General features: G+C 74.0%; 25 protein-coding genes. 17 read left to right on the top strand and 8 right to left on the bottom strand.

The features are described from left to right. Positions 1 to 110: 110 nt before the first annotated feature. Positions 111 to 1,496 carry a glycoside hydrolase family 10 protein gene (locus AC07AZ_RS17770; protein WP_478848638.1) on the top strand — a complete coding sequence of 462 codons (1,386 nt, stop codon included), beginning with the start codon at positions 111 to 113 and terminating at the stop codon, positions 1,494 to 1,496. A gap of 83 nt (positions 1,497 to 1,579) precedes the next feature. Here AC07AZ_RS17770 and AC07AZ_RS17765 read toward each other — a convergent pair whose 3' ends face one another. Next, positions 1,580 to 3,118 carry a CYTH and CHAD domain-containing protein gene (locus AC07AZ_RS17765; protein WP_478848636.1) on the bottom strand — a complete coding sequence of 513 codons (1,539 nt, stop codon included), beginning with the start codon at positions 3,116 to 3,118 and terminating at the stop codon, positions 1,580 to 1,582. Between the two features lie 183 nt (positions 3,119 to 3,301). Here AC07AZ_RS17765 and AC07AZ_RS17760 point away from each other — a divergent pair, with 183 nt between their 5' ends. The 4 genes from AC07AZ_RS17760 to AC07AZ_RS17745 all read left to right on the top strand — a co-directional run bounded on the left by AC07AZ_RS17760 (position 3,302) and on the right by AC07AZ_RS17745 (position 6,881). Beyond that, positions 3,302 to 4,105 (top strand): alpha/beta fold hydrolase, encoded by an 804-nt coding sequence (locus AC07AZ_RS17760; RefSeq protein WP_478848634.1) that lies wholly within the window; start codon positions 3,302 to 3,304, stop codon positions 4,103 to 4,105. Then, complete coding sequence (locus AC07AZ_RS17755; protein ID WP_478848632.1) at positions 4,105 to 5,445, top strand: PP2C family protein-serine/threonine phosphatase; 1,341 nt, start codon at positions 4,105 to 4,107, stop codon at positions 5,443 to 5,445. Before AC07AZ_RS17760 ends, AC07AZ_RS17755 begins: the two co-directional genes overlap by 1 nt. Before the next feature lie 87 nt (positions 5,446 to 5,532). Continuing rightward, positions 5,533 to 5,871: an STAS domain-containing protein gene (locus tag AC07AZ_RS17750; protein WP_478848630.1), complete on the top strand. Its 339-nt coding sequence runs from the start codon at positions 5,533 to 5,535 to the stop codon at positions 5,869 to 5,871. A 113-nt stretch (positions 5,872 to 5,984) separates the two neighbouring features. Then, positions 5,985 to 6,881, top strand: coding sequence for a restriction endonuclease (locus tag AC07AZ_RS17745; protein WP_478848628.1), 897 nt, complete (start codon positions 5,985 to 5,987; stop codon positions 6,879 to 6,881). Between the two features lie 48 nt (positions 6,882 to 6,929). On the opposite strand, the gene AC07AZ_RS17740 is transcribed toward AC07AZ_RS17745, so the two are convergent. After that, complete coding sequence (locus AC07AZ_RS17740) at positions 6,930 to 7,895, bottom strand: YihY/virulence factor BrkB family protein (RefSeq protein ID WP_478848626.1); 966 nt, start codon at positions 7,893 to 7,895, stop codon at positions 6,930 to 6,932. Between the two features lie 189 nt (positions 7,896 to 8,084). Here AC07AZ_RS17740 and AC07AZ_RS17735 point away from each other — a divergent pair, with 189 nt between their 5' ends. Together AC07AZ_RS17735 and AC07AZ_RS17730 are read left to right on the top strand one after the other, a co-directional pair. Next, positions 8,085 to 8,585, top strand: a complete 501-nt coding sequence (locus AC07AZ_RS17735) for a universal stress protein (protein WP_478848704.1) — start codon at positions 8,085 to 8,087, stop codon at positions 8,583 to 8,585. A 369-nt stretch (positions 8,586 to 8,954) separates the two neighbouring features. Beyond that, the gene (locus AC07AZ_RS17730; RefSeq protein WP_478848624.1) at positions 8,955 to 10,175 is read left to right on the top strand and encodes a PP2C family protein-serine/threonine phosphatase; all 1,221 of its coding nucleotides are present in this window, start codon (positions 8,955 to 8,957) and stop codon (positions 10,173 to 10,175) included. Positions 10,176 to 10,197: 22 nt separating this feature from the next. On the opposite strand, the gene AC07AZ_RS17725 is transcribed toward AC07AZ_RS17730, so the two are convergent. Both AC07AZ_RS17725 and AC07AZ_RS17720 read right to left on the bottom strand, forming a co-directional pair. After that, complete coding sequence (locus tag AC07AZ_RS17725; protein ID WP_478848622.1) at positions 10,198 to 10,899, bottom strand: class F sortase; 702 nt, start codon at positions 10,897 to 10,899, stop codon at positions 10,198 to 10,200. Positions 10,900 to 11,013: 114 nt separating this feature from the next. Further along, positions 11,014 to 11,481, bottom strand: coding sequence for a hypothetical protein (locus AC07AZ_RS17720; RefSeq protein ID WP_478848620.1), 468 nt, complete (start codon positions 11,479 to 11,481; stop codon positions 11,014 to 11,016). A 310-nt stretch (positions 11,482 to 11,791) separates the two neighbouring features. Between AC07AZ_RS17720 and AC07AZ_RS17715 the strand changes: the two genes are divergently transcribed. The 3 genes from AC07AZ_RS17715 (at position 11,792) to AC07AZ_RS17705 (ending at position 14,684) form a co-directional block, all read left to right on the top strand. Beyond that, the gene (locus AC07AZ_RS17715; protein ID WP_478848618.1) at positions 11,792 to 12,451 is read left to right on the top strand and encodes a beta-glucanase; all 660 of its coding nucleotides are present in this window, start codon (positions 11,792 to 11,794) and stop codon (positions 12,449 to 12,451) included. Between the two features lie 111 nt (positions 12,452 to 12,562). Next, entirely contained in the window at positions 12,563 to 13,057 is a 495-nt protein-coding gene (locus tag AC07AZ_RS17710) for an SRPBCC family protein (RefSeq protein WP_478848616.1), read from the top strand. Next, positions 13,050 to 14,684: a phytoene desaturase family protein gene (locus tag AC07AZ_RS17705; protein WP_478848614.1), complete on the top strand. Its 1,635-nt coding sequence runs from the start codon at positions 13,050 to 13,052 to the stop codon at positions 14,682 to 14,684. Before AC07AZ_RS17710 ends, AC07AZ_RS17705 begins: the two co-directional genes overlap by 8 nt. Before the next feature lie 138 nt (positions 14,685 to 14,822). Here AC07AZ_RS17705 and AC07AZ_RS17700 read toward each other — a convergent pair whose 3' ends face one another. Then, positions 14,823 to 15,296 carry a hypothetical protein gene (locus AC07AZ_RS17700; RefSeq protein ID WP_478848612.1) on the bottom strand — a complete coding sequence of 158 codons (474 nt, stop codon included), beginning with the start codon at positions 15,294 to 15,296 and terminating at the stop codon, positions 14,823 to 14,825. Between the two features lie 341 nt (positions 15,297 to 15,637). On the opposite strand from AC07AZ_RS17700, the gene AC07AZ_RS17695 reads away from it, so the two are divergent. Together AC07AZ_RS17695 and AC07AZ_RS17690 are read left to right on the top strand one after the other, a co-directional pair. Next, the gene (locus AC07AZ_RS17695) at positions 15,638 to 17,023 is read left to right on the top strand and encodes a diacylglycerol/lipid kinase family protein (RefSeq protein ID WP_478848610.1); all 1,386 of its coding nucleotides are present in this window, start codon (positions 15,638 to 15,640) and stop codon (positions 17,021 to 17,023) included. Next, positions 17,016 to 17,636 (top strand): phosphatase PAP2 family protein, encoded by a 621-nt coding sequence (locus AC07AZ_RS17690; RefSeq protein WP_478848608.1) that lies wholly within the window; start codon positions 17,016 to 17,018, stop codon positions 17,634 to 17,636. Before AC07AZ_RS17695 ends, AC07AZ_RS17690 begins: the two co-directional genes overlap by 8 nt. Here the strand turns inward: AC07AZ_RS17690 and AC07AZ_RS17685 are convergent. After that, positions 17,608 to 18,528 carry a YihY/virulence factor BrkB family protein gene (locus AC07AZ_RS17685; protein WP_478848606.1) on the bottom strand — a complete coding sequence of 307 codons (921 nt, stop codon included), beginning with the start codon at positions 18,526 to 18,528 and terminating at the stop codon, positions 17,608 to 17,610. The two genes, AC07AZ_RS17690 and AC07AZ_RS17685, sit on opposite strands and share 29 nt — an antisense overlap. Positions 18,529 to 18,835: 307 nt before the next feature. Here AC07AZ_RS17685 and AC07AZ_RS17680 point away from each other — a divergent pair, with 307 nt between their 5' ends. After that, the gene (locus tag AC07AZ_RS17680; protein ID WP_478848604.1) at positions 18,836 to 18,961 is read left to right on the top strand and encodes a hypothetical protein; all 126 of its coding nucleotides are present in this window, start codon (positions 18,836 to 18,838) and stop codon (positions 18,959 to 18,961) included. A gap of 102 nt (positions 18,962 to 19,063) precedes the next feature. On the opposite strand, the gene AC07AZ_RS17675 is transcribed toward AC07AZ_RS17680, so the two are convergent. After that, entirely contained in the window at positions 19,064 to 19,909 is an 846-nt protein-coding gene (locus AC07AZ_RS17675) for a chitosanase (RefSeq protein WP_478848602.1), read from the bottom strand. A gap of 389 nt (positions 19,910 to 20,298) precedes the next feature. Between AC07AZ_RS17675 and AC07AZ_RS17670 the strand changes: the two genes are divergently transcribed. Then, a complete protein-coding gene (locus AC07AZ_RS17670) occupies positions 20,299 to 22,104 on the top strand; it encodes a serine/threonine-protein kinase (RefSeq protein WP_478848600.1) in 1,806 nt (601 codons plus the stop codon). A 12-nt stretch (positions 22,105 to 22,116) separates the two neighbouring features. Here AC07AZ_RS17670 and AC07AZ_RS17665 read toward each other — a convergent pair whose 3' ends face one another. Further along, a complete protein-coding gene (locus tag AC07AZ_RS17665; RefSeq protein ID WP_478848598.1) occupies positions 22,117 to 22,740 on the bottom strand; it encodes a hypothetical protein in 624 nt (207 codons plus the stop codon). Between the two features lie 280 nt (positions 22,741 to 23,020). Between AC07AZ_RS17665 and AC07AZ_RS17660 the strand changes: the two genes are divergently transcribed. The 3 genes from AC07AZ_RS17660 (at position 23,021) to AC07AZ_RS17650 (ending at position 26,281) form a co-directional block, all read left to right on the top strand. Next, on the top strand, positions 23,021 to 23,167 hold the full coding sequence (locus AC07AZ_RS17660; RefSeq protein WP_356044323.1) for a hypothetical protein: 147 nt from the start codon (positions 23,021 to 23,023) through the stop codon (positions 23,165 to 23,167). Positions 23,168 to 23,552: 385 nt separating this feature from the next. After that, complete coding sequence (locus AC07AZ_RS17655; RefSeq protein WP_478848702.1) at positions 23,553 to 25,058, top strand: MFS transporter; 1,506 nt, start codon at positions 23,553 to 23,555, stop codon at positions 25,056 to 25,058. A 329-nt stretch (positions 25,059 to 25,387) separates the two neighbouring features. Then, complete coding sequence (locus AC07AZ_RS17650; RefSeq protein WP_478848596.1) at positions 25,388 to 26,281, top strand: NAD(P)-dependent oxidoreductase; 894 nt, start codon at positions 25,388 to 25,390, stop codon at positions 26,279 to 26,281. Positions 26,282 to 26,284: the final 3 nt, after the last annotated feature.

Genomic DNA, 26,284 nt, shown 5'->3' with positions numbered 1-26,284 from the left:
GGTCGTAGGGTCTGCCGCGCGATTCCGGAATCCCATCGAAAGTTTCGGTGCATCCGTCCCGGGCGGATGCCCGTCCCGCCCTGCTCCACTCACCGGAAGAAGGGGACGAGATGGTCACCCGCACGTCCATCGCACAGGCATCGAGGCGTCCACGCGGGCGCTCCCGCACCCGCACGGCCGTGGTGCTCGGCCTCAGCGGCCTGCTCGCCGCGGCCGGCGTGACCGCCCTCTCGGGCACCGCCGACGCCGCGAGCACGCTCCAGTCGGCGGCAGCGGGCAAGGGCCGCTACTTCGGCGCCGCGGTCGCCGCCGGCCACCTGGGCGAGGCCCCGTACGTCTCGACGCTCGACACCGAGTTCGGCGCTGTGACACCCGAGAACGAGATGAAGTGGGACGCCGTCGAGAGCACCCGCAACGCGTTCAGCTTCGGCGCCGCCGACCAGATCGTCAGCCACGCCCGGGGCAAGGGCATGAAGGTCCGCGGACACACCCTGGTGTGGCACTCCCAACTGCCCGGCTGGGTCTCCGGGCTGGCCGCCGCCGACCTCAGGACGGCGATGAACAACCACATCACCCAGGTCATGCAGCACTACAAGGGCCAGATCTACGCCTGGGACGTCGTCAACGAGGCGTTCCAGGACGGCGGCAGCGGCGCCCGGCGCAGCTCGCCCTTCCAGGACAAGCTCGGCAACGGCTTCATCGAGGAGGCGTTCCGCACCGCACGCGCGGCGGACCCGGCCGCCAAGCTCTGCTACAACGACTACAACACCGACGGCGTCAACGCGAAGAGCAACGCCGTCTACGCGATGGTCAAGGACTTCAAGGCGCGCGGTGTCCCCATCGACTGCGTGGGCTTCCAGTCGCACTTCAACAGCTCCTCACCCGTGCCCGGCGACTACCAGGCGAACCTCCAGCGCTTCGCCGACCTCGGCGTCGACGTGCAGATCACCGAGCTCGACATCGAGGGCTCCGGCAGCTCCCAGGCCACCAGCTACGCCAACGTGGTGAAGGCGTGCCTCGCCGTCTCGCGGTGCACCGGCATCACCGTGTGGGGTGTCACCGACAAGTACTCCTGGCGCAGCTCCGGAACACCCCTGCTGTTCGACGGCAACTACGGCAGGAAGCCCGCCTACGACGCCGTGCTCGCCGCCCTCGGCGGCTCGGGCTCCGGTTCCGGGGGCGGTGGCACGGCCGCCTGCACCGTCTCCTACACCAAGGGACAGGAGTGGAGCGACCGCTTCAACGGCACGGTGACCGTCACCGCCGGCACCGCCGCGATCAGCGGCTGGACGACCACGGTCACGGTGACACCGCCGCAGAAGGTGTCCGCGACCTGGAACGGCACGCCCAGCTGGGACAGCAGCGGCAACGTGATGACGATGCGGCCCAACGGCAACGGCACCCTCGCGGCGGGAGCGTCGACGAGTTTCGGGTTCACCGTCATGAAGAACGGCTCCACCGCGACCCCCGCGCTCGGCTCCTGCACGGCGTCCTGACCGAACCACGCGGCCAGACCCCGGTCCTGACCGCCCCCGCAGGGCGGGGCGCGGTCAGGACCGGGACTGGGGCCGGGGGCCCGTCAGTGCTTGAGCGCCTTGCGCAGGCCGGGGCCGGAGGCGTCGGCCCACACGCGGGGCAGCTCCTGTTCGCGTTCCCGGGCCATGACCTGTTCCCGGCCGTACAGCAGGCCCCAGGTGAAGCCCGGTTCGCCCGCCGCGTGGGCCGCTAGCGCGAGCCGGCGCAGGGTCTCGCGGGCCACCACGCCGTCCTGGTGGTCGCCGAGCACCTTCTGCACGGCCTTGATCCGCTTCCCGAACCGTTTCGCGGGTTTGCCGAGCGAGGTCCGCGCCGGCTCGGTGGCGTACCGCGTCCGCTTGGCCGCCTTGCGGGCCTCGTGCAGGGCCCGGTCGGCGTCCCTGCCCGGCGGCAGCTCCAGCGCGTGTGCCACCCGGGCCGCGAGACGGTCGTACTCCTTGGTGACCGCCCTGGCCATCACCTTCTCGGGTGCGCGGGTGGCCTTGTCACGCAGCGGTGGCTTCTCCGTGAGCGTGGCCAGGGACTCCAGCAGGGCCAGGTACCTGGGTGAGGCGAGGGCGTCCAGCGTCCGCTGACGGGCGGCGGAACTGTCCGTGACGTGCCACACCCGCAGCCGGGCCCGCACGGGACCGAGGACGAGCTCGCGCGGCAGCGTGCCGATGCCCGCGTCGAGCCGCTCCAGCAGCACCTCGTGATCGCGTTCGCCGCTCAGCTCACCGCCCAGCCACTTCAGTTCCGCCCGGACCGGATCGGTGACCCGGCGGTCGAGCACCGGCCGGTGGGACCGCAGCACGCTGCGCAGCCGGCGGCAGGCCACGCGCATTTCGTGCACCGAGTCCGGCAGGCCCCGTCGTACGGCGGGATCGAGGGCCACGAGGGCGTGCACCTGCTTGTCGACGTAGGCGAGGACGTGCTCGCCGGCCGAGCCGGGGCGGACCCGTTCGGCGCGGGCGTCCGGCAGCCGGGGCGCGCCCGCCGCCGTCTCCTCCAGGGCCCTGGCCAGCTTGGAGGGGTGGGGCGCTCGCCCGATGCCCTCGCGGCGCAGCGTCTTGTCCACGGCGTCCAGCACGGCGGGGTCGGCGCCCTCGGCGAGTTCCACCTCCATCTCCGCCCACTCGGCCCGCGCGGTCCCCGGGAGCGGGGAGTCGGCCCGGACCGCGTCGACGGTGAGTTCGGCCACAGTCGTGCCCGCGCCGTCGAGGAGCAACCGGGTGTCGCGCCGGGAGCGGACACGGACGACGGGCCGCAGGGCCGCGCCCCGGGTGCGGGAGAGGGCCAGTTCCCGCAGTTCGTCGGGGAGTTCGCTGTCCGGCGGGGCCTGCACCTCCTCGCGGGTGTCGCCGGATCCGGGCAGTTTGAGGTGCCAGCCGGCGTCACTCCCGCCGCTTCTGCGGCGCAGGGTGGCGGAGCCGGCCGCGAGGCGCAGGTCGTCCGTGTCGAAGTACACCGCGTCCAGGTCCTGGACGCCCTGTTCCACGACGGACCCGATGCCGTCCACGCCCGTGAGGTCGGGCAGCCATGAGGTGTCCTCGGCCGAGGAGGCCTCGTACTTTCGCTCTGTCTCTCGCGTCGACTTGGCCATACTTTGCGCGTACACCGTCCGGCCCGACTCAAACCCCGGAGCGTCCCTGTTCCGGGGCCGTGCGGGGCCCGCGGACCGGTGCCTCGGGCCCGCCCGGTTCCCACCGGGCGGACCGGGGACACCGTTCCCGGCGGCCGGGCGGCGACGTTCTGGTCGCGGCCGGACGATGAGAGGATCGTTGCCATGGACATCCTTCGGAGGAACAACATCACGGTCACGGGCAACCCCGCGGGACCGGTGGTGGTGCTCGCCCACGGGTTCGGCTGCGACCAGAACATGTGGCGCCTGACCGTGCCCGCGCTGGCCGACACCCACCGGGTGGTGCTGTTCGACTACGTGGGCTCCGGCCGCTCCGACCTCTCCGCCTTCCGGGAGGAGCGGTACTCCTCCCTGGACGGCTACGCCCAGGACGTGGTGGAGGTCTGCGAGGCGCTCGACCTGCGGGACGCGGTGTTCGTGGGGCACTCGGTCAGCGCCATGATCGGCGTGCTGGCCGCCCGGCGGGCCCCGGAGCGGATCGGCGCCCTGGTGATGGTCGCGCCCTCGCCCCGGTACATCGACGACACCGGCTACACCGGCGGCTTCAGCCACGACGACATCGACGAACTCCTCGCCTCGCTGGAGGCGAACTATCTGGGCTGGTCGGCCGCCATGGCTCCGATGATCATGGGCACTCCGGAGCGGCCCGACCTCGGTGACGAGCTGACCGCCAGCTTCTGCGCCACCGACCCCGACATGGCGCTCGTCTTCGCGCGGACCACGTTCCTGTCCGACTCCCGCGACGACCTGAAGACGGTCGACGTGCCGACCCTCGTGCTGGAGAGCACGCGGGACCTCATCGCCCCCCGCGAGGTCGGCGCCTTCGTGCACGCGGCGGTCCCGGGCTCGAAGCTGGTCACCCTGGAGGCCACCGGCCACTGCCCGCACCTGTCCGCGCCCGAGGCCACCAACCAGGCGATCACCGCCTTCCTGGCGGACCTGCGCTGATGGCCCGAGTCGGACACGAGCCCGGACCGTACGACGCCGACGACGGCGCAGCCGAGGCGGCGTTCGCATCACTCCTGGAGGACAGCGCGGAAGAACTCTACGAGACCGCGCCCTGCGGCTACCTGTCCACGCTGATGGACGGAACCGTCGCGAAGATCAACGCGACGCTGCTCAACTGGCTGGGCCTCACCCGGGAGGCCGTGGTGGGCCGGATGCGCTTCGCCGACCTGCTCACCGTGGGCGGCAGGATCTACCACGAGACGCACTACGCGCCGCTGCTGCGCATGCGGGGCGAGGCGAGCGGGATCGCGCTGGAACTCAGGACGTCCGGAGGCGGCCGGCTGCCGGTCCTGGTGTCCTCGGCCCTGAAGTACGGCAGCGGGGGCGAGCCCCTGCTGATCCGCACCACGCTCTCCGACGCCCGCGACCGGCGCGCCTACGAGGAGGAACTCCTCAGCGGCAAGAAGGAGGCCGAGGCGGCGAGCCGGCAGGCCGAGGCGGCACGCCGGCAGGCGGAGGCGGCACGCCGGCAGGCGGAGGCCGACCGCGCCCGGCTTCAGGAGGCGCTCGCCGTCCTGCAGCGCAGCCTGCTGCCCGACGCGCTGCCGACCGTCCCCGGCCTCGAAGCGGCCGCCTACTACCACACGGCCTCCCCCGACCGGCTCGGCGGCGACTTCTACGACGTGTTCGCCGTCGACGGCAAACGCTGGGCGTTCTTCCTCGGCGACGTGTGCGGCAAGGGGCCCGAAGCCGCGGCCGTCACCTCGCTGACCCGCTACACCCTCAGGGCCGCGGCCCTGCACGACCCCGATCCGGTCGCCGCCCTCACCACGCTCAACACGGTGCTGCGCGAGCGGTACACCGGCAACGACCCCCGCTACTGCACCGCCATCTTCGGCACGCTCGAACCGGAGCCGGGCAGCGGTCGCGTCACCGTTCGGCTGGCCTCCGGCGGCCACCCCCCGGCCCTGGTCCTGCGGGCCGACGGCGGCTGCGACTTCCTGTCCACGCCCGGTGGTCTGCTGGTCGGCGTGCTGCCCGGCGCGCGCTTCACCCCCGTCACGACCACCCTGGCGCCCGGCGACAGTCTGCTGCTGTACACCGACGGCCTCACCGAGGCCCGCACCGGCCCGGACCGCACCTCCCTGTACGGGGACGACGCCCTGCGGGCCTTCGCCGCCGGGCACGCCGGCGCCCCGCCGAAGGCGCTGATCTCCGCGCTGACGGACCTGCTGCACTCGTTCGGCGAGGGCCTGGACGACGACACGGCCCTCCTGGCTCTCGGCGTCCCGGCCGCCACCCGGGCCGGCCCCGGCACCCCGGCCGACCCCGGCACCTGACCCGCCCTCCCGGCACCCGCCGACGACTTGCGCCCGCCGACGACTTGCCCACCGGGTCCCGTCCGACCCCGCGACGAAGAAGACACCATGTGCCCGCTGAAGATCGCCTCCCGAGACGCCGCCTCCGGACCCGTGCTGGAGATCGTCGGCCCCCTCGACTACACCCACGCCACGACCCTGCGCGACCACGTCACCCGGTGCGCCCTCGGTCCCGGCCAGTGCCTCACCCTCGACCTGGCCGACATGGAGTTCTGCGACTCCACCGGCATGAGCACCCTCATCGCCGCGCGCAACCACGCCCTCGCGGCGGGCGCCGACATCGCGCTCACGGCCGTACCGACGGACACCCTGCGGGTGATGCGGATCGTCGGACTCGACCAGATCTTCACGATCCGTCCGGCAGCCGACACGGACGGCCTCTCGTGAACGCGGGCTGACCTGGGGCGTTCGCCGGGAGCGGTGGGCGGGGTGAACTTCATGATCTTGGGAAGACGCGTGAACGATCTTCGTGTCGATCCCATGAGGGGGGATTCACCACCGTGGCCACACCTGCGCCCCGCATACGCCCCGCGAGCCGTCGGCGCGTCTTCGACCTGCGAGCGACCGCCATGTTCTTCACGCTCCTCGCCGTCCTGGTGAGCGTCACCGGTTTCGCGGCGCGCACCGCCGCGGGCGTGCTGGAGCGACGCCCCGGCTGGGCGCTGATCCTGCTCCTGGTGGCGGCGGCCGGCGTGACGGCCCTGCGGCGCCGGCGGCACCGGATCTCGCCGGCGCGGGCGGCGCTCCGGGCCGCCGCCGCGCTCGACGAGGCGTCCAGGGCGGCCGCCGGCTTCCTGGAGCCCGCCCCGTCGCCCGCCGGGGCAGCCGTCACCGGTGCGGCGACCGAACCGGGGCCACTCCTGTTCGTGGACACCCCCGAGCCCGGCGTGTTCGCGGACACCCCGGAGCCCGGCGGGCCGCAGGCCGCGACCCTCGTGGACGACGTGACGCGCGTGCTCGGCCACGAGAGGCCCGACGCCGACGCGGACACCGCCGGTGCCCTCATCGACTACGACGCTCTCGACCCCGACGCCTTCGAGGAGGCGGTCGCCGCCCTGTGCGAGCGGGACGGCTGCACCGGGGTGGAGGTCGTCGGCGGAGCCGGAGACCTCGGCGCCGACGTGCTCGCGGTGACACCGGACGGACGGCGCGTCGTCATCCAGTGCAAGCGCTACGGCGAGGGCAACAGAGTCGGCTCGCAGGACCTCCAGCGCTTCGGCGGCACCTGCTTCACCGTCCACGAGGCGGACGTGGCCGTCGTGGTCACCACCAGCGACTTCACCGCACCGGCCGCCCAGTACGCCGAACAGTGCGGCATCCTGTGCTGGGACGGGCCCGCCCTGCGGGCATGGAGCGACGGCACCGGGCCACGGCCCTGGGAGCGGCAGCCGGCCTGACCTTCCCCGCGGCCGCGGTGCGGAGGACCGCGCACAGCGCGCCTCCGCTCAGGCCCCCGGCCCCGGATCGGGCCGTACGGCCGTGTGGATGCCCGCCCGGGCCGCCTCCAGCTGGGCGGCGAACGCGATGCCGAGGAACAGTGCCACGCCGGTCAGGTTGGCCCACAGCAGCAGCGCGACGAACGCGGTGAGCGGGCCGTAGACGGCGCCGAACGTCCCGCTCTTCTCCACGTACAGCGCGAGCAGCCAGGTCGCGGACACCCAGATCAGGAGGTGGACGGCGGAGCCGAAGGCCAGCCAGGTGTAGCCGGGCTGGTCGCGGCGCGGCGACCACCTGAAGATCACGGCTGAGGCGACCCAGGCGAGGACCAGGCCCACCACCAGCTCCAGCGGCTTCCACCAGGAGGCGGATCCGCCCGGACCGCCGACGGACTCCGCGACCGCGCTGCCGACGGCCTCGCCGGCGACCAGTACCAGGAACCCGAGGACCATGGGCAGCCCGGCCGCGACCGCCAGCACCAGGGCCCGCCCGTACTTGCGGGGAAAGGGCCGGTCGCGTTCGATGCCGTAGATCCGGTTGGCGCCCCGCTCGACCTGCCCCATCGCCGAGGCGAGGTTCAGCAGCGCGAACGCCAGCCCCGTCCACAGCGCGAGGGTGCTCCACACGTCGCCGTCCGCGCTGCGCCGGGTGCCGTTCAGCGCGTCCTCCACGACGTCGGCGCTGGCGCCGGGCACGATACGGCCGAGCGTGTGCTCGATGATCCGGCCCACCCCCTCGGTGTGCACCGAGGTGGCGAGCCCGACCAGGGCGACGGTGAAGGGCACCAGACCCAGCACCACCTGGAAACCCAGGGCCCGCGCGTTGGTGAACCCGTCCGCGTAGCGGAACCGGGCGAAGGAGTCGCACAGCAGCCGCAGACCCCCGTAGTGGCGCAGCGCGGTCAGTGCCTCGTCACCGGAGAGCTCGTCTCCGATCATGTCCCTGGTCTGCGGGACGTGGACGGCGGTACCCATCGCTCGGTGTCTCCTCGGCTCGCGCGGCTGGTCTGTTCCCCGCATGCCCCGCGACGGCCCCTCTCAGCGGCCCGGCGTCCCCCCGGGTCGCCCCGACTTCCGGCGGATCGCGCGCGGCCGTGGCACTGTGGACATGGCTTCGGATCCGGGAAGCGGGTACAAGAGGCGGGTACAGGGAGGCTGATGCCCGTGCGAGTGGTCGTGTGGATCACCGAAGGGACGTGGCCCGCCTGCGTCGACGCGGCTCGCGCGCACACGTCCGACGACAGCGGCGTCGTCCTGCTGCATGTCAGCGCCCCCGACGTCCCCGGCGTCGCGCACGGCGCCTACGCCGGTCTGCTCGGCCGGGGCCACCACGAACGCGACCCGGGCACCCGGCTGGAGGAACTGAGCGCCACCTCGGCCGCGTCGCTGCTGGACGCCGCGGCCGAGCGCCTGCACCGGCCGTGCGTCCGGATGGAACGGACCGGGAGACCCGAGCAGGAGGTGATCGCCGCCGTCGAGGGCGCCGACCTGCTGGTCCTGGCCCGCGACGGGGACCGCGGCCGCCTCGGGCCGCGCAGCCTGGGGCACGCCACCCGCTTCGTGCTCGACCACGCCCCCTGTCCGGTCCTGCTCGTCTGGCCGGAGACGGCACCGGACACACGGACCCTGCCGCCGCTCCCGCCTTCTCCGCCGCACCAGCGCTGACGCCTGCCCCACCGGGGATGGTCTCAGGCGTCCGGGCGACGGTGTCCGGCGGCCGCCGGGCCGTTCGGGACGTGGAAAGCCCCGGCCGGCCGGGGGAGACCAGCCGGGGCGGCTTCGGTGGTGAGGCGCGGAGGGCGGTCGCCCCGCGGCGAAAGGCTCCGGGGGGCTCCAGCCGGACGATCGTCCCCAGGAGCGGAAAGTGAGGCCCGGGAACACCGTCGCCACACAGCTCTGGACGATCCGCCGCGCCCTGTTGTTCCCGCCCGGGCGCCGTCGGCGCACCGCGCGCCCGCTCGGAACGAGGCCCGGGTCGCTACCGGCTGTCCGGGCCTTCCGGTGTTGGGATGGGGGCGGCGGAAAGGGGCTGTGATGACCGGAGACCGGGGGCCGGGGCCGACGGGTCCGGCCGATCCGTTCGCGTTGGCCGGGCGAGCCGTCGCCGCGATCGGCTCGACGCTTGACGACCGCAGGACCGCGGTGGAGTGCGCGCGGTTCCTGGTCGGGGAGCTCTGCGAGGCGGCCGCGGTCGACCTGTTCCCGCAGGACGAGGTGCGGCGCGCGGAGCACGGCGGCCCCCTGCGCCCGGCGGCGGCCGAGGGCCGGCACGAACTGCTGGCGAGCCTGCACGGGGTGCCCCGGGCCGACGTCCTGGTCCGCGCCCTGGACGCGGGCCGGCCGATCACGGCGTCCCTGGCCGCGCGCGCCGGCGGGGTCGTGGCCGCGCTGTCCGTGCCGCTCCTGGCGCGGGGAAGGGTCTACGGCGCGGTGCTGGCCGTGCGCACCGACCGGGCGTTCGCCGACGACGAGGCGGCCGCGGTGCACTACGTCGCCCGGCTCACCGCCGCCCACCTGCACCACACGCTCGACCACCACCGGCCGCACGACACCGCGCAGCACCTGCAGCAGGTCCTGCTCGCCGAACCGGGCCGCCCCCACCCCAACGTGGACATGGCCACGCGCTACCTCCCGGCGGGCTCCGGCGCGCTGGTGGGCGGCGACTGGTTCGAGGCCGTACGCCTGCACTACGGCCGTACCCTCCTGGTCATCGGTGACGTCATGGGGCACGGCCTGGACGCGGCGGTCGACATGAACGCCTACCGCTCGATGCTGCGGTACGTCGCCTCCACGGACCTGCCGCCGCACCGGATCCTGAGCCGGATGGACACCGTGATGTCCGAGGAGGACAACCGCCGACCCGCGACCTGCCTGCTGGCCCTGCTGGATCCGTCCCGCGGCACGGTCGCCCTCACCAGCGCGGGTCACCTGCCGCCGGCCCTCTTCCACCGCGACGGCACCGGGGCACTGGTCGCCGTGCCCGTCGGCCCGCCGCTCGGCACGGGCCTCGCCGAGTACGACATGACGACGCTGACCGTGCGCCCCGACGACACGCTGGTGATGTTCACCGACGGCCTGGTCGAGCGGCGGGGGGAGGACATCGACACCTCGCTCGCCCGCCTCGCCCGCCTGCACCTTTCTCCCGGCCAGGGCGTCACCGGCGTCCTGGACGAGATCCTGCTGCGTCTGGACGCCGGGGCGGCGGACGACGACGTCGCCGTCGTCACCGCCCGGCTGCGGGGCCGGCCGGGGTGAGCCGTCCGGCGCCGCGGCGCGGTCACATCAGGTGGGCGAAGACCACCAGGTTGTCCGTGTAGTCCCGGACCGTGCGGTCGTAGTCACCCGCGCAGGTGATGAGCCGGACCTCCGCGTCGGGTGTGTCGGCGTAGACGCGCCGGCTGGGGAAGTGGTCCTTCTCGAAGGTCTCGACGCTGTCCACCACGAACGACGCCCGGCGACGGTCGGCCCGCACGACCGAGAAGACGTCGCCCTTCTCCAGCTCGCCGAGCCCGGCGAACACCGCGGCCGACGTCTTGGTGTCGACGTGCCCGGCGATGATCGCCGTACCGGTCTCGCCGGGGGAGGCGCCCTTGGCGTGCCAGCCGACGAGGTTGGTGTCGTCGGCGGGCGGGGGTTCGAGCTGTCCGGTGGGGCCGATGGCGAGGTCCGTGAACGGGGCATCGACAAAGATCTTCGGGATGAGCAGGCGCAGCGGCCTCGACCGGGGCAGGTGCCTGCCGACCGGGCGGACACCGGGGGAGGCGGTCGTGGCGGACCCGGGGCGCGGCGGGGGAGCGCCGGCGGTGGAGCGGGACGAGACGCCGCCCGCGTTGTCGGAGGCCGCGTCCCGGCCGCCGCCGAACAGACTCGCGGCGAGCAGCAGGAGGACCACGGCGCTGAGCACCATCCAGTTGGTGCGGGGTGCCTGTTCGGCGGGCTGTGGACCGGTGCCTTCGGGGGCGGGAGGACGGGCTGCCATCGGACATCACCTCTATCTGGGCACGGCAGCGGACGTACGGGGCGGACGCACAGCAGACCGGGCCGCCACAATGCGCACGGGTGGCGGCCCGACTGCTATCGCGTCCGGCATGGGTCAGGCCACGTTTCCGGCCGTCTTGTTGCGGCGCAGCGCGAACACGCCGGCACCGGCGACCGCCAGCACGGCCAGCCCGCCCGCGGTCACGCCCGGAGAGGCGAGTCCGCCGCCACCGGTGTGCATCCCGCCGTGCGGCTGCTCGTGGTCGCCGCCGCTCCAGGAGCCCTTGCCGTGCTCACTGCTGCCCGAGTCCCGGGGGGACTCGGTCTTGTAGGTCTCCGGGTCGGTCTTGGGGTCCCGTGCGGTGGCCCAGTCGTCGCCCGTCGTGGCGGTCAGCGCGCCACCGCCGGTGTGCACGCCGCCGTGTGGCGCCTCGTGGCTGCTGTCCTTGTCGTGCTCCTTGCTGTAGGAAGAGGAAGAGTCCTCGTGGTCCCAGTCGCCGTCCGCCGCGTAGGCGCCGGGAGCGGTGAGCGCGAGGACGGCAGAAGCCGCCGCAGTCGCCAGGAACATGCGGGTAGAGCGCATCTGAAAGTCCTTCCGTCACAACCGGGCAGCTGGTGCTTCGTCAGCTGTTGTGACCCGGCTCCGACGTGATCCACCGTCAGTCAGTCCTGCCGCTCCCACCAGTCGGGGCGCTCACACGGGTTACGGACTAGGCCGTCCGATGCCGGTACGGCGGTCCGCCCGCCCTCCGGTGGCGATGTGGGCCGGGGGTGTGAGGCGTTCACTCCGGCGGGTGACAGGGCGGCCTGACACACCGTCGGCCCGCATGACGGGGGCCCTCACGGGCAGAACCGGTTCGCACCACCGACCCAGGACCGACGGGAGCCCGACTGTGACCGAGGCCCTTTTCACGGCCGACTTCCGCTCCGCCCGCCAGTGGGTCGCCGGGCGGTCGTGGGCGTATCCGGACGGCGGCCCCGTCAACCCGGACGACAACAAGCTGGACCACCTGGTGGCCGACCCCCACTACAGCCGCGGCGGCACGTTCCGCGCCACCCGCCGTCCCGACGGGCTGTGGAACACCGGTCTGCTGACCACCGAGGGCAGCGAGGAGGACTTCGTCGTCCGCACCGGCGACCTGCTGCACACCAGAGTGCGGCTGCCCACCGTGATGGGCGCCTGGCCCGCCGTCTGGACCTGGCGGGACGGCGGCCAGGAGATCGACGTCTTCGAGTACCACCCCGACAACCCGGACCTGCTGGAGTTCTCCAACCACGTCCGCGGCGGCCACCGTTACCACCGTGACCCGGCCGTCGGCCCCGGCGGATGGATCGAGCTGACCGTCGAGTTCGGCAGCGAGTGCGTCGAATGGTCCCTGAACGGCACCCCGGTCTTCGCCGACGAGCGGGGGGTGGGGGAGGACTGGTACGCCCACCTCATCGTGAACCTCTCCGTGTGCGCCGGCCAGTACCACCCGGCGCCCTCCGAGGCCGACACCAAGATGTCGTTCAAGGTCGCGAGCCTCACCGTGCACCGCCCGCCGGGCCACTGACCCGGCACCCGGGAAACGCGTCGGCGCGGGCCCGGCGCCCGATTCGCCGGTTTAGCGACCCGGGTGTGGGCACTTGGCGGTGAAGCAGGGGGAACCCGTGTGGAGGTGGCTGTGGCGGTTCGGCATCGTCTCATCAAGGTCAGTCCGCGGACGGTATGGGACGTCCTCGCGGATGGCAGCCGGTACGCGGAATGGGTGGTGGGTGCATCTGCTTCCAAGCCGGTCCGGGGCCACTGGCCCGAGGTCGGCGCGGCCCTCGCCTACGAGATCCGCCTCGGCCCCCTGCGCCTCGGCAACGAGACCGTCGTACGGCGCTGCGAGGAGGGCGACGCGCTGGAGCTGGAGGCGCGAGCCGGCGTCCTCGGAACCGCGCGGATCGCCCTGGAACTGCGCCCCTGGGGCGAGCACTGCCTGGTCATCGTGGACGAGCACCCCCTCCAGGGCGCCGGCGGGATGCTGCACAACGCGGGCGTGGAAGCACTGATCCAGGTGCGCCACCGCGCGATGCTCGCCCGGCTCGACAAGGTGTGCCAGGCGCAGAGCCGTGACGAGGAGCGGGCGCCCACGCCGGCGGCGCCGCACGCCACGGGAGACGCGCATGCCTGACGCGGTGGTGATCGGGGCCGGCCCCAACGGACTGGTCGCGGCGAACCTGCTGGCCGACGCCGGCTGGAGCGTGGCCGTCGTCGAGGAGCAGCCCGAACCCGGCGGCGCGGTCCGCCACGACCGAGGCGTCGACCCCGACTTCGTCAACGACCTCTTCAGCTCCTTCTACCCGCTGGCCGCCGCCTCCCCGATCGTCGCCGGACTCCGGCTGGAGGACCATGGCCTGCGGTGGAGCCACGCGCCGCACGTCCTCGCGCACCCCCTGACCAACGGGCTGTGCGCGGTCCTCGACCGCCGGATCGACGTCACCGCCGACTCCCTCGACGCCTTCCATCCGGGAGACGGCGCCGCCTGGCGTGGCCTCCACGACGTGTGGCAGCGCCTGCGGCCGGACATCCTCGACGCCCTGTTCACGCCCTTCCCACCGGTCAGGGCCGCCGCCCGGCTGGCACTCCGGCTGCGCGGAGCGGGCGGGCTGCGCATGGCACGCACCATGATCCTTCCGGTACGGCGGATGGGGGAGGAGGAGTTCGGCGGCGAGGGCGGCCGGCTCCTGCTGGCCGGCAACGCCCTGCACGCCGACCTCGCGCCGGAGGCCGCGGGCAGCGGCGGCTTCGGCTGGCTGATGTCGATGCTCGGCCAGACCTACGGCTTCCCCGTGCCCGTCGGCGGCTCAGGTGCCCTGGTCGAGGCCCTGACGCGCCGGCTGCTGTCGCTCGGTGGCACTCTGACCTGCGGACAGCGCGTCAACCGTGTTCTCGTGCGCGAGGGGCGCGCGGTGGGTGTGCGGACGGCCGGCGGTGAGACCGTCGCCGCGCGCCGCGCCGTGCTGGCCGACGTGTCGGTGCCCGCGCTGTACGGCGACCTCGTCGACGCCGGGCACCTTCCGTCCCAGCTGCTGTCGGACCTCGAACGCTTCCAGTGGGACTTCGCGACCTTCAAGGTGGACTGGGCGCTCGACGGGCCCGTGCCCTGGCAGGCCGAGCGGGCGGCGCGGGCGGGAACGGTCCATCTGGCCGACGGCGTCGACGAACTCACCCGGTTCGCCGCCCAGGTGGCGATGCACCAGGTGCCCGACCGCCCCTTCGCGCTGTTCGGCCAGATGACCACCTCCGATCCCTCCCGTTCGCCCCTCGGCACCGAGTCCGCGTGGGCGTACACGCACGTCCCGCAGGTCGTCAGGTCCGACGCCGGGGACGAGGGCCTGACGGGAGCCTGGGACACCAGGGAACAGGAGGTGATGGCGGACCGCGTCGAACGACAGGTCGAGCGGTTCGCGCCCGGGTTCCGCGCCCGGATCCGCGCCCGGCGCGTCCTGGCCCCGCCCACGCTGCAGGCCCTCGACGCCAACCTGCACGGCGGTGCCATCAACGGCGGGACCGCGGCCCTGCACCAGCAACTGGTCTTCCGCCCGGTTCCCGGCACCGGACGCCCGGAGACGCCGGTGCGCGGACTGTTCCTCGCGTCCGCGGGCGCCCACCCGGGCGGCGGCGTGCACGGCGCCCCGGGAGCCAACGCCGCCCGGGCCGCGCTGCGGCGCAACCAGCCGCCGGGACTCGCCCGCCTCCAGCGCGTGCTGGCGCACCGCGACCGGCGCGGCGAGATCCGGCCGTCGTCCTCCGGTTGACGAAGGCCGGCGACGTCCACGGTCCTCCGGCCGGCGACCCCACCGTCCTCCGGCCGGCGACGTCCACGGTCCTCCGGCCGGCGACGTGGCCGACGACGCCCACCGTCCTCCGGACGGCGAACACCGCCGGACGCGGGGTCAGTTCCACAGCGGGTAGGTCACGACCGGCGGGAAGCCCTCGGGGCGGGTGGCGGCGGTGTAGACGAGGGTGATCCGGGTGTAGTGCCCCAGCCGGGGGTGCTTCTTCCAGGGCTGCGCGCGGTCGAGTCGTACGACGACGGGGTAGTCGTGGAACCGTCCGGCCGCGCAGTACGGCTTGCAGTCGTTGACCGAGTTGACGCCCGTGGCCACGGCCCTCTCCGTGTTCCACCGCCTCCAGTGCAGCGAGGACAGACGGCTGTTGCCGTCACCGCAGGCGAGGATGAACTCGCTGGGGCGCACCTCGGGATGCCACAGACAGTCGACGAGCACCGTCCGCGGCAGTTGCCGGACGGCCGACGCGGCCGGTGCCGACGCCGGTGTGACGGCGGTGGAGGCGGCCGGCTGTGCGGCGGCCGCGAGCAGCGCCGCGGCACCGAGGGCGAGAGCCGTTCTTGCTGTGTGTCTGCGCATGGTCGCTCCCAGCCGCGTGTCTGCGGACGCCTGGCTCCGGGTCCTGTCTCCAACGATGTGGCCCGCTTCCGACGCTAAGGCCGCGTCCGGCGCAGCACCACTCGAACGGCGTAACGCCCGGGCTTCCGGGGCGGGCTGGGAGGTGCGCCGGGACGGGCGCGGAGGAGGGGACGTGTCCCGGGACCCGCTCCCGGCGGCGGGCGCCCGCATGAGACGGTTGGCTCTCGACGCGGCAGTCACCATCATGGAAGGGGAGGCGGGGCAGGGACCCGGAAGGCACAGGGAGACCGATGAGCCGGCGTGCGCCGGTCACGGACACCCCGGGGACCACCCGGCACATCATGAACGCGACTCGGACGAAGAGCGAGGCGGAGCCGGCAGGCTCCGACCGGAGCGTGGGACCGGCGCGGGCGCTGGCCCGGCTGGCCCTGCTGTGTGTGGCCGGTGCCGTCGCGGCGGTGGTCGTCGGGGCCGGCTCCGGCCAGTGGCTGGTCCTGCTCCTCGGCCTGGTCGGGTTCGCCCTGGCCGGCGCGGGACTGTGGTGGGCGCTGGCCCATCGCGGTCTGGCCCGCCTGTGCGGTGCCCTGCTGGCGCTGGCCGCTCCGGTGGCGGTGCTGGTGCTGTACGCCGTCTCGGGCCTGTGGCTGGTGGCGGTGACCGCGCTCGCCCTCTGGGTGGCGGCGCTGGCCTGTGCCCGCGGCGCGCTGCGCCGGCTGCGCAAACCGCACGGCATGCGTCACCGGTCGAGCAGGGCGCCCCGAAGACCGGTGCTGATCATGAATCCGCGGTCGGGCGGCGGAAAGGTCGGCGAGTACGGGCTGGTGGAGCGGGCCGAGGCGCTGGGCGCCCGGGTGCTGCTGCTCGACATCGACAGCGCTCCCGACCCGGTGGCCCTGGCCCGGCAGGCGGTGGCCGAGGGCGCGGACCTGCTCGGCGTCGCGGGCGGGGACGGCACCCAGGCGCTGGTGGCGGGGGTGGCCGCCGAGCACGGGCTGCCGTTCCTCGTCCTGTCCGCCGGCACCCGCAACCACTTCGCCATGGACCTGGGCCTGGACCGCGACGACCCGTCGACCGGGCTCGACGCCCTCTCGGACGGTGTGGAACTCCGGATCGACCTGGGCGAAGTGGCCGGGCGGCCCTTCGTCAACACGGTGTCGTTCGGGGCGTACGCGGAGATCGTGCAGAGTCCCGACTACCGCGGCGCCAAGACGGCGACCGTGCTCGACCAGCTGCCGGACCTGTTGGTCGGCGACGACGTGACCCCACTGGAGGTGCTGGCCGACGGCACCCGGATCGACGCCCCGCAGACCCTGCTGGTGAGCAACAACCCCTACGCCCGTGCCGACCCCTTCGGCGGCGGACGCCGGACCCGGCTGGACGGCGGGTCGCTCGGTGTGATCGCGGTCCGGGTGGAGGGCCCGGCGCAGGCGGCCGAGCTGGCGCTGCGCGGCGAACGGGCCAGCAGCATCACGACACTGACCGCGCGGCGCGTGGTCGTCGACGCCGACGTGGAACTCATCCCGGTGGCCGTCGACGGCGAGGCGCTGATCCTGCCCACACCGGTCGTCTGCACGGTGCGCCGGGGCGCGCTGCGGGTACGGGTACCGAGGCATCGCCCCGGCGCGCCCTACGTGGCACCGTCCGTCGACTGGCGGCGTGTCGTCCGTCTCGCGCTCGGCAGGTCCCCCATCCGCCCCAGGACGAACCAGGAGAAGAGCCATGCTTGACCGCCCCGCGCGGGATGACCGCACGCCGCGAGGTCTGATGCGCGATCTCACCGCACTGGACCAGGCGCTCTACGAGGCCGTGACGGTCACCAGCACGCCCGAACTGGACTCGGCCCTGCGCCGGCTGTCCGCGGCGGCCGACCACTCCAAGATCTCCTTCGCGGCCGCCGGGCTGCTGGCCCTGTTCCCCGGCCGGCCGCGCCGCGCGGCCGTGCTGGGTGTCGCCGCCATCGGTGTCGCCTCGGCGACGGCCAACCTGCTCGGCAAGCGGCTCGTGCGCCGGGCACGGCCGCTGCGCGCCGCGGACTCGCCGTTCCCGGGACGGCACGTGCCCATGCCGGAGTCCGCGTCGTTCCCCTCGGGCCACACGGCCTCGGCGGTGGCCTTCGCCGCGGCCGTCGGGCCCGCCTTCCCGGCCGCGACCGTCCCGCTCGGCCTGCTGGCCTGTGCGGTGGGCTACTCCCGCGTCCACACCGGCGTGCACTACCCGGGTGACGTCCTGGCGGGCGCGGTGCTGGGCACCGGTGCGGCGGCCGTGGCCCTGGCGACCGCCGCCCACTGGGAGAAGAGCGGTCGTCTCCGGCTCAGTCCCGGCGCTCCGACGCGCCGCTGAGCTCGGCCGCGAACTGCGCGCCGGCCAGCAGGGCGAGGTTGGACAGCCACAGCCAGATCAGGAAGACGACCAGGCCGGCGAGGGAGCCGTACAGCTTGCTGTAGGTGCTGAGCGCCGACGCGTACACCGCGAAGGCGGCGGACACGGCCAGCCACAGGGTGGCCGCGAGGATGCCGCCCGGCAGGCTGTACGCCCGGCGCCGGGCGGAGGCGGGGCCGGTGTGGAAGACCACCACGACCAGCACCGCCACCAGGCACAGCAGCACGGGCCAGCGCAGCAGGTTCCAGGCCACCGCGGCCGTGGTGTCGACCCCGAGGACGCGTCCGGCGCTCTCCGCGATCGGGCCGCTCAGCAGCAGGACCAGGGCGCTGACGACGAGAAGGCCGAGCAGCGCCAACGCGGTGAGCACGATCCGGGGGGCCTTGCGCCAGGGTGACCTGTGGTCCGCCACATGGTGCATCCGGTGCAGGGCGCGCCGGAACACGGCCAGATAGCTGGAGGCCGACCACAGGGCGCTCACCGTGCCGGTGACCAGCAGCGTCCAGGCCGCGGAGCCGCCCTGCAGCATCCGGGACAGCGCGTCGTGCAGCTGCACGGAGGACTCCGCGGGGACGTAGGCGGTGACGTGCGCGATGAAGCTCTCGGCCGTCTCGGGGCTGATGAGGGCGAAGCCGACGACGGTGGCCAGCAGCGCGGGCAGCACCGCGAGGACCGTGTAGTAGGTGAGGGCCGCGGCGTGGTCGGAGATGTCGTCGCGCCACATCGACACCGGGGTGCGGCGCAGAGCGGGCCACCAGGTGGCGGGCACCCGGATGCCGAGGTGCGGCAGGGCGAGGGTGCGGGCCGGGCGGCCGACCCTGGCCGTACGGCCTGCCTGTGGTTCAGCGGACATGGGGCGCGCTCCCTCGGGGGCGGGCCGTGCTCCCGGCCTCGGTCGTGAACTGATTCCCCCTGGGCGCGGGATCAGTCGTGGATGCGCCTGCCCGCCGGTGCGGCCCCGCATCCGGCCGCCGGGCCGTCGTCACCCCGAAGGACCACAATGGACTCCTGTGATCAGCGGGGTACCCGACGCACGGAGTGTCCCATGTTCCGCAGGCGCCCTACGGACGACGACGCGCTGCCGGCAGGCTCGGGGCGCTCACCGCGCAGGCACGGGAACGGGCGGAGCTCCAGCGCTCCCTGGTCGCACCAGACGCTCGGTGGAGCAGGCCTGCCTCGACCTGGCCGAGGTCCTGGAGCACCTCACCGCCGGGGACTCCCCGCGCGGTCGGCCGCCCCGGCCGCCGAAGGACACGGACGGGCCGCCCGGCCCGCCGGAGCGGTGAGGCATCCGCCCCTGCCGCGTGCGACGGTCCCGGTGCCATGACCGTCGCACGCGTGTCCGGGGCGGGCCGGCGGGGAAGGGGTGCGTTGCCGGGCGGGCGGGGTCAGCCGATGTGGTAGCTGTCCCCGTACACCTTCCAGTCGAGCGGCGGGTCGAGGTCCAGGTTGCCCTTGCGGACGAAGACCCGCTGCGCGGTGTCCACCCGGCTGGTGTCGCTGTGCGCCTCCTCCTGCTTCATCGCCCACACCCGCGCGTCGAGGAACGCGTTGAGGTACGTCACCTCGTCGCCGCCCTGGGCCGGCGGCTTGGCCTTGGCGAGGGCCCGCTTGCGTATGTTGCGGAAGGAGGTCGGGTCGGTGCCGTCGCCGTGCATGACGATGGCGTCGTAGTACGTGAACTGGCCCAGCGCGCGCAGTCCGTCGGTCTTGCCCTGCTGGACGGCGGGGTTGAAGTACACCCGGTCGCGTTCGTCGTTCTGGGCCTGCTGGAACGCGGTGTCCTGGGCGGCCTTGCGCCAGTCCCGGGGGAACGACGGGTCGAGGCCGTCGTGCGAGTCGGAGTTGTTCACCCGCCGCAGGGCCGGCAGGTACTTGGCCAGGACGTTGCCGGGCTTGCGGGTGGTGTAGAGCTCCACGAGGTCGAGCATGTCGCCGGTGCCGGAGCAGAACCCGATGATGCCGGCGGTGTAGCCGCGGCCGTCACCGATGTCCTCGATGTACTTGTACTGGGCCTTCCAGTCGAGCGAGGAGTTCTCCGCGCTCGACACCAGCTTCATGGCGATCTCCTTCTTCGCCGGATCGTCGAGTCCGGCCGCGCGGAGGAGCGGCGGAGCGGCGGAGGCGTGCGCGGGGCGCAGCAGCGGGAGCGCTGCCAACGCGGCGCCGGCCAGCAGAAGGGTGCGGCGGGAGGGGTTCGCGGTCGGGCGTGTTTCGCCGGGGGAGTGTTCCACGAGGGCTCCAATTGGCTTGTGGGGGGTGGCAGTTGCCAGCGACTGTGCACTGATAGGAAGGTTTCCTATCAGAGGTCGAGCCGGATTGGACACCTGTGCGAGACAGGTTCGTAGATACGAACAAGAGGTGCGGGTGAGCGGCGAGCGCGCCGTGCGCCCGCCCAACCCTCCGCGTTCTGCCCGGATTTCGACGGTGGGGAGGCGGTGTGCGCGGTGCGGCCGCCGGGGTGTGGGTGAGGCAGCCCCGGACGGCCGCCGGGAGGGGCCCGCGCGACCGCCCGGGCGGGGTCGCACGACCGTCGTGCCTGGTACGGACCACTCCCGGCGCCGGTGCGGCGACCGCCGGGCTGGGGGCCGGACCCGCCCGGGCCGTCCCCTAAGCTCCTGCCATGAACGACGGGGACAGCGGCAGACGGGTCGTCGACGGCCGCTTCGAACTACTCGCCCGGCTCGGCGGTGGCGGGATGGGCACGGTGTGGCGGGCCCGCGACCTCGTGCTGCAACGCGACGTCGCCGTCAAGGAGGTCCGGCCCCCGGACGCGGACCACTTCGACCGCGATCCGGACGCGGCACGACTGCTGCGCCGGCGGGTGCTGCGCGAGGCCCGGGCGCTCGCCAGGATCGAACACCCCGGCGTGGTGACGATCCATCACATCGTCGACGGCGGCGACGGCACCTACCCCTGGATCGTCATGGAGCTGGTCGACGGCGGTTCGCTCGCCGACCGGCTCGCCCGCGGGCCGATGACACCGGCGGAGGCCGCCCGCCTCGGTGCCGGGGTGCTGGAGGCGCTGCGCGCCGCGCACCACGCCGGTGTCCAGCACCGCGACGTGAAGCCCGCCAACGTCCTGCTGCGCGCCGACGGCAGGCCGGTGCTCACCGACTTCGGCATCGCCGCGGTCCGCGAGTCCACCGCCCTCACCGCGACCGGATCGATCATCGGAACCCCCGACTACATGGCCCCGGAGCGGATCTCCGACGGCGACGGTGGCACCGGCGACGGATCCGCGGGCGACCTGTGGTCGCTGGCGATGATGCTGTACGTGGCCGTCGAGGGCCGCCATCCGCTGCGCCGGAACACCACCCTGGCCACGCTGGCCGCCGTACTCCACGACGACGTGCCCCCGCCGTCCCGGGCCGGGGCCCTGACCCCGGTCCTCACCCGGCTGCTGGTCCGCGACCCCGCGGCGCGGCCGGACGCCGAGACCGTGGCGCGGATGCTGGAGACGGCGACGCGGGAGCCCGCTGACCCCGAGCCCACCTCGTATCCCCTGACCCCTCCCGGAGTCGCGCCCACCACCGGCCCGTCCCTGCCACCCGCCCGGCCCGCCACGACGGGGGCGTCCGGGCCGTACGACGCCGTTCCGTCCGCGCCGCACCCGTACGCGACGCCGGCGACCCCACCGCGGGACGCCGCCCCGCCGGGGCCGAACCCCCACGCGGCGGCGCCGCGGGAACCGCGCGACGCCGCGCCCCCGGGTCCGCAGCCGTATCCGGCACCGATGCCCGTACCGGGGCGGCCCGGCGGCTCCCGGTGGTCCCGGCCCCGGCGCGTGACGGTTCTCGCCGTCGTCCTCGGGGCGGTGCTGGCGGGCGGGGGAGTCTGGCAGGCGTTGTCCGACGGCGACCGGAACAGCGCGGCCGGGTCCCCCGGAACCCCGCTGGGGACGCGAGGGACCACCACCGGCACACCGCCGGAGAACACCGGCGCGCCGTCCACGGGCGGGACGTCCCCGACCGTCACCGATCTCCTGACACCCGCCGGAGTCCGCACGGCCCTGCACGCCATCGAGAAGGAGACCGGGAGCTCCAGTTTCGGCGCCTTCCTGGTCTACCCCGACTACGTCTCGGCCTCGGTGATGGTCCAGGGCAGCCGGACGCGGTACGAGACCTACACCTACCGGGCCGCCGGCGGCGTCGAGAAGGGCATCATCAAGAGCTCTCTGACGGGCGGTCAGAAGCCGGTGAAACTCGACGACTTCCGCTGGGACGCGCTCCCCGCGCTGCTGAAGCGGGCCGGGAAGGACCTGAAGGTCGACGGGCGGGCCACCCGCTACCTGCTGGTACGGCAGCCGAACGACATCTTCGACACCCCCGCGGGCATGGCGATCTACCTCAGCAACGAGTACGGCGAGGGCGGGTACATGGAGGCCGACCCGCAGGGCAGGGTGACCAGAACCGTGCCGTCGGGCTGAGTCCGGCCTCCCTCACGCCGAGGGTGGCCGGGCCGGTGGGCCGCTGAGTCGCTGCAGGGGTGTGCCGTCGCCCCAGCGCCGAAGACGCGGCGCGTCGATGAGATGGACATGGCCCTGGCGCCGGGCCCACTGGACGTCCCGCCGCGAGAAACTGCCCCGGTGCACGACCAGGCGCAACCGCCGGCCGCCCCCCGTCGTCACGGCTGACGAGGGTGCCTCCTCGTCGGGCAGCGGTTCGGCCACGGGGCGGAACGCCACGTCGAGGACCCGGCCGCGGGCGTCGCGCGCGGTGAGCAGGGGACGGTCCCGTTCGGGAAGCGGCAGTACGTACCACCCGTCGCGGCGCAGCATCCGGGCCACGGCGACCATCAGTCCAGGCGTGTCCAACTCGGCCAGTTCCTCCGGCGTGTAGAAGCCGCGCCGCCGCCGGCCCAGCGGACGGCGGTGGCGGCGCACGGCGGCCCCGGCGACGACCAGGACCGTCACACCGAGCAGGGGAGCGCCGATGCCGAGGAACCGGTAGGCCGCCGCGAGCGCCGCCACCACGGCACACACCAGGACCACGCAGCCGGCGAGGGCGGGCAGTACGTCCCGTAACCGGGGTCCGTAGCGTCCTGCGGCCCGTAACTCGCGCACGAGACGACGGCGCCGGGCACGACGTGATAGTTCCATGACCGCCCGTCGCCCCCTCCGAGCCATCTGGGCCGGCTTCCCCCGCCCCCGCACACGTCGGTGCGCAAGGGAGGTGATACCCGGCGACGGGCCCGCTGATGGCCCGGCCGCGCCGGCGGCCCGCCGCGAGGAGGGAATCCGGCCACGGCGGGGGTTCCGAGCGTCCACGCGCCTGAACGGTCCGTCACCGGGTAGCCGGGCCTGAGGAAGTCAGTGACACCTGCCGACCGGTGGAGGGAGATCCATGCCGACTGTCATGCAGCGCATCAAGGAGTTCGCCCGCAGTCCCCAGGGGCGACGGACGATGGAGCAGGCGCGGCGAGCGGCTGCCGATCCGCGCCGCCGCGCCCAGGCGCAGCGCCTGCTCGGCAAGCTGCGTACGCGCCGCTAGCCGGCCCACGCCCCGGCTCGTACGGCGGCCCACCCGCCCGGCTCGCGCGCCCAGCCCACGCTCCCCGGCTCGCGCGCCGGTACGCACGGGCCCGGTCGCCGACTCGCGCGCCCGCTCGTATGCCGGTGCGCGGTCCCAGGCGTTCAGTCCGGTGTCCGGTCCGGCGAGCGAGGACCCCGAACCCCTTTCGGGGTCTTCGGCATGTCCGGGGGAGGCGTGCCCCGTCCGCAGGGCCCGCCATGCGTAGGTCGGCGCGAGGGGATACCCGTAGGGGGACAGTGGTGACGCGGGTGCCCGGTGCGGTACCCGCGCTGATCGGGCGATCGTCTCGTCCGGGCCGGTTGCCGGCGCCGGGCGACGGCGGCGGAGAGGAGCCCGGGTGGGTGTGCGGACACAGGCCGGCGAGCGGGACAAAAGCCCGGCGGAGGCGGCCGAAGGAGCCGATCCCCGGCGGTGGAGGGCGCTGTGGGTGACGTTGGTGGCCGGCTTCATGAGCCTGCTCGACGTCACGATCGTCGCGGTGGCGCTGCCGTCCATGCAACGGGGTCTGCACGCCTCCGCGCCCGCCATCCAGTGGGTGGTCTCCGGGTACGCGCTGGCGTTCGCCCTCGTGCTCGTGACCGCGGGCCGGATGGGCGACGCGCTCGGCCGGCGGCGCATCTTCCTGCTGGCGCTCACGGCGTTCGTGCTGTGCAGTGCCGCGGCCGGTGCGGCCCCGTCTATCACCTGGCTGGTCGCGGCCCGGCTCGCGCAGGGCGCCGCGGCGGGCTGCCTGGCCCCGCAGAACTCCGCCCTGATCCAGCAGATGTTCCGCGGCGCCGAGCGCGGGCGGGCGTTCGGGCTGTTCGGGGCGACCGTCGGCATCTCCAGCGCGATCGGTCCGGTGGTCGGTGGCCTCCTGCTCGCGCTGGCCGGCGGACCGCAGGGGTGGCGCTGGATCTTCTACGTCAACGTGCCGGTCGGCGTGATCGCGCTCGTCCTCGGCCTGCGACTGCTGCCCCGGATCGCGCCCCGCCGCAGGGAACACCTCGACCTGCCGGGTGTCGCACTGCTCGGCAGCGGGGTCCTGGCGCTGATGCTGCCGCTGGTCCTGGCGGAGTCCGGCGGCGTCCGGCGCCTGTGGTGGCTCTTCCTGGTGGGCGCGGCACTCCTGGTGGCGTTCGCGCGCTGGGAACGCCGGGTCGCCGCGGGGGAGGGGCAGCCGCTGCTCGACCCGCGGCTGGTCACGAGCACCCGCGGATACTCCGCGGGGGCGGTGATCGCGACCCTGTACTTCGTCGGCTTCAGCGGTGTGTGGCTCGTGTTCGCCCTCTACTTCCAGAACGGTCAGGGGTACTCGCCGCTGCGGTCGGGGCTCGCGGTGACACCCTTCGCCGTCGGGTCGGCCGTCGCCGCCGTGGTGGCGGGGCGCCTGGTCGAGCGGCTGGGCCGGCTGCTGACGGTGTGCGGGCTGGCCGCCGTGGCTCTCGGGCTGGGCGGCGCGGTCCTGATCCTCAGCCAGGTCTCCGGGGACCGGGCGGTGTGGCTCGCGGCGCCCGCCCTCTTCGCCGGCGGCCTGGGCAGCGGCTGTGTCATCTCACCCAACGTCACCATGACCCTGCGGGACGTCCCGGTGCGGATGGCGGGTGCGGCCGGCGGCGCCCTGCAGACGGGACAGCGGCTCGGCGGAGCCATGGGCACGGCCGCCCTGCCCGGCCTGTTCTACATGGTGCTCGGCCACGGCGGCCACGACTACCGGGCCGCGGTGGCGATCGCGGTGGGTGCCGGCATCCTGCCCGTGCTGTGTTCGCTCGCGCTGGCGGTGTACGACTGGCGGCGGGACCGCAGCGCGCGGCGCGAACCCTCCGACCCGGATCTCTCGCACAGCCACACGCACGCCGGTCAGCACTGACCGGTCGATGCCGAACACCGGGTGCCGAGCGGTGGGCGGCCCTGCCGACACCGGCAACCGAGGCGGACCGGGTCCGAGTTGGCGAGAACGCCACCCATGGGGTACGTTCGATCTTGAGCGGGCCACGAACAACCTCTGGCCCGCCCGGCGTTGGTGGTCCAAGGAAAGACGCCCCGCTTCCTGCGGGGAGATGCAGGTGCAAGGCCTGCCCGGCGCTCGACGAACCCCGTCCCGGGGCCACCCGGGGCGGGGTTTTCTCATGCCCGGACGGATGTCCGTACGCATGCCGGGGCGCCTTCCCGGCACAGGCCGATGGATAGGGTTCCGGCATGGTTCACGCAGACGTGGGGATCGTGCACCCCGGTGCCATGGGCGCGCGGGTGGCGGCGCAGGCCGTCGCGGCGGGCGCCCGGGTCTGGTGGCTGCCACAGGGACGCTCGGCGGCCACGCGGGAGCGGGCCGAGGAGTGCGGACTGCGGCCCGCCGCCGACCTGACGGAACTGGCCGCCCGGTGCGCGGTGGTCCTGAGCGTGTGCCCTCCGGCGGCGGCCCTCGACATCGCCCGGCAGGTCGCGGCGGCCGGTTTCGACGGTGTCTACGTCGACGCCAACGCCGTGAGCCCCGCCCGCGTCGCGCGGATCGCCGAGGCCCTCGCCGGCACCGGGACGAGGCTGGTCGACGGAGGCATCACCGGTCCGCCGCCCCGCACCGCGGGAACCACCCGCCTCTACCTGTCGGGCGACGCGCCGACGGTCGAGAAGGTCCACCAGCTGTTCGCGGGCACGCTGTTGACGCCCGTCGCCCTGGCCGGACCGGTCGGCCGGGCGTCCGCGCTCAAGCTCGCCTTCGCCGCCTACAACAAGATCTCCCACGCCCTCGCCGCCGAAGCCTCCGCCCTCGCCGAGAGCCACGGTGTCCTGGACGACCTCCGCGACCTCGCCGGACACCTCCTGCCGGGCACGCCCCTCGCCGCACCGGGGCGACTGGCGAGCGCGGGCCCCCGCGCGTGGCGCTGGGAACCCGAGATGAGGGAGATCGCCGAAGCCTGCCGGGAGAGCGGACTGCCCGGAGCCTTCGCGGACGCGGCGGCGCACGTCTTCGCGCGCTGGCACGCCCACAAGGACGACGGGTCCGTCACCGCCGAACGGCTGATCTCCGATCTCAGAGGCGAACGAACGGACGGGACCACCAGGGGACCGGCCGGCCCGCCGCGGTACTCATGAGCA

It is taken from the genome of Streptomyces sp. NPDC043878 (assembly GCF_056435735.1).
This window is presented reverse-complemented; position numbering and strand designations above follow the sequence as displayed.

Coding starts and splice junctions, on each gene's coding strand:
- AC07AZ_RS17725 (WP_478848622.1), bottom strand. CDS start 10,899: ATGGCAGCCCGTCCTCCCGCCCCCGAAGGCACCGGTCCACAGCCCGCC.
- AC07AZ_RS17695 (WP_478848610.1), top strand. CDS start 15,638: ATGAACGCGACTCGGACGAAGAGCGAGGCGGAGCCGGCAGGCTCCGAC.
- AC07AZ_RS17755 (WP_478848632.1), top strand. CDS start 4,105: ATGGCCCGAGTCGGACACGAGCCCGGACCGTACGACGCCGACGACGGC.
- AC07AZ_RS17700 (WP_478848612.1), bottom strand. CDS start 15,296: ATGCGCAGACACACAGCAAGAACGGCTCTCGCCCTCGGTGCCGCGGCG.
- AC07AZ_RS17705 (WP_478848614.1), top strand. CDS start 13,050: ATGCCTGACGCGGTGGTGATCGGGGCCGGCCCCAACGGACTGGTCGCG.
- AC07AZ_RS17670 (WP_478848600.1), top strand. CDS start 20,299: ATGAACGACGGGGACAGCGGCAGACGGGTCGTCGACGGCCGCTTCGAA.
- AC07AZ_RS17730 (WP_478848624.1), top strand. CDS start 8,955: ATGACCGGAGACCGGGGGCCGGGGCCGACGGGTCCGGCCGATCCGTTC.
- AC07AZ_RS17765 (WP_478848636.1), bottom strand. CDS start 3,118: ATGGCCAAGTCGACGCGAGAGACAGAGCGAAAGTACGAGGCCTCCTCG.
- AC07AZ_RS17720 (WP_478848620.1), bottom strand. CDS start 11,481: ATGCGCTCTACCCGCATGTTCCTGGCGACTGCGGCGGCTTCTGCCGTC.
- AC07AZ_RS17770 (WP_478848638.1), top strand. CDS start 111: ATGGTCACCCGCACGTCCATCGCACAGGCATCGAGGCGTCCACGCGGG.
- AC07AZ_RS17740 (WP_478848626.1), bottom strand. CDS start 7,895: ATGGGTACCGCCGTCCACGTCCCGCAGACCAGGGACATGATCGGAGAC.
- AC07AZ_RS17685 (WP_478848606.1), bottom strand. CDS start 18,528: ATGTCCGCTGAACCACAGGCAGGCCGTACGGCCAGGGTCGGCCGCCCG.
- AC07AZ_RS17750 (WP_478848630.1), top strand. CDS start 5,533: ATGTGCCCGCTGAAGATCGCCTCCCGAGACGCCGCCTCCGGACCCGTG.
- AC07AZ_RS17760 (WP_478848634.1), top strand. CDS start 3,302: ATGGACATCCTTCGGAGGAACAACATCACGGTCACGGGCAACCCCGCG.
- AC07AZ_RS17690 (WP_478848608.1), top strand. CDS start 17,016: ATGCTTGACCGCCCCGCGCGGGATGACCGCACGCCGCGAGGTCTGATG.
- AC07AZ_RS17650 (WP_478848596.1), top strand. CDS start 25,388: ATGGTTCACGCAGACGTGGGGATCGTGCACCCCGGTGCCATGGGCGCG.
- AC07AZ_RS17660 (WP_356044323.1), top strand. CDS start 23,021: ATGCCGACTGTCATGCAGCGCATCAAGGAGTTCGCCCGCAGTCCCCAG.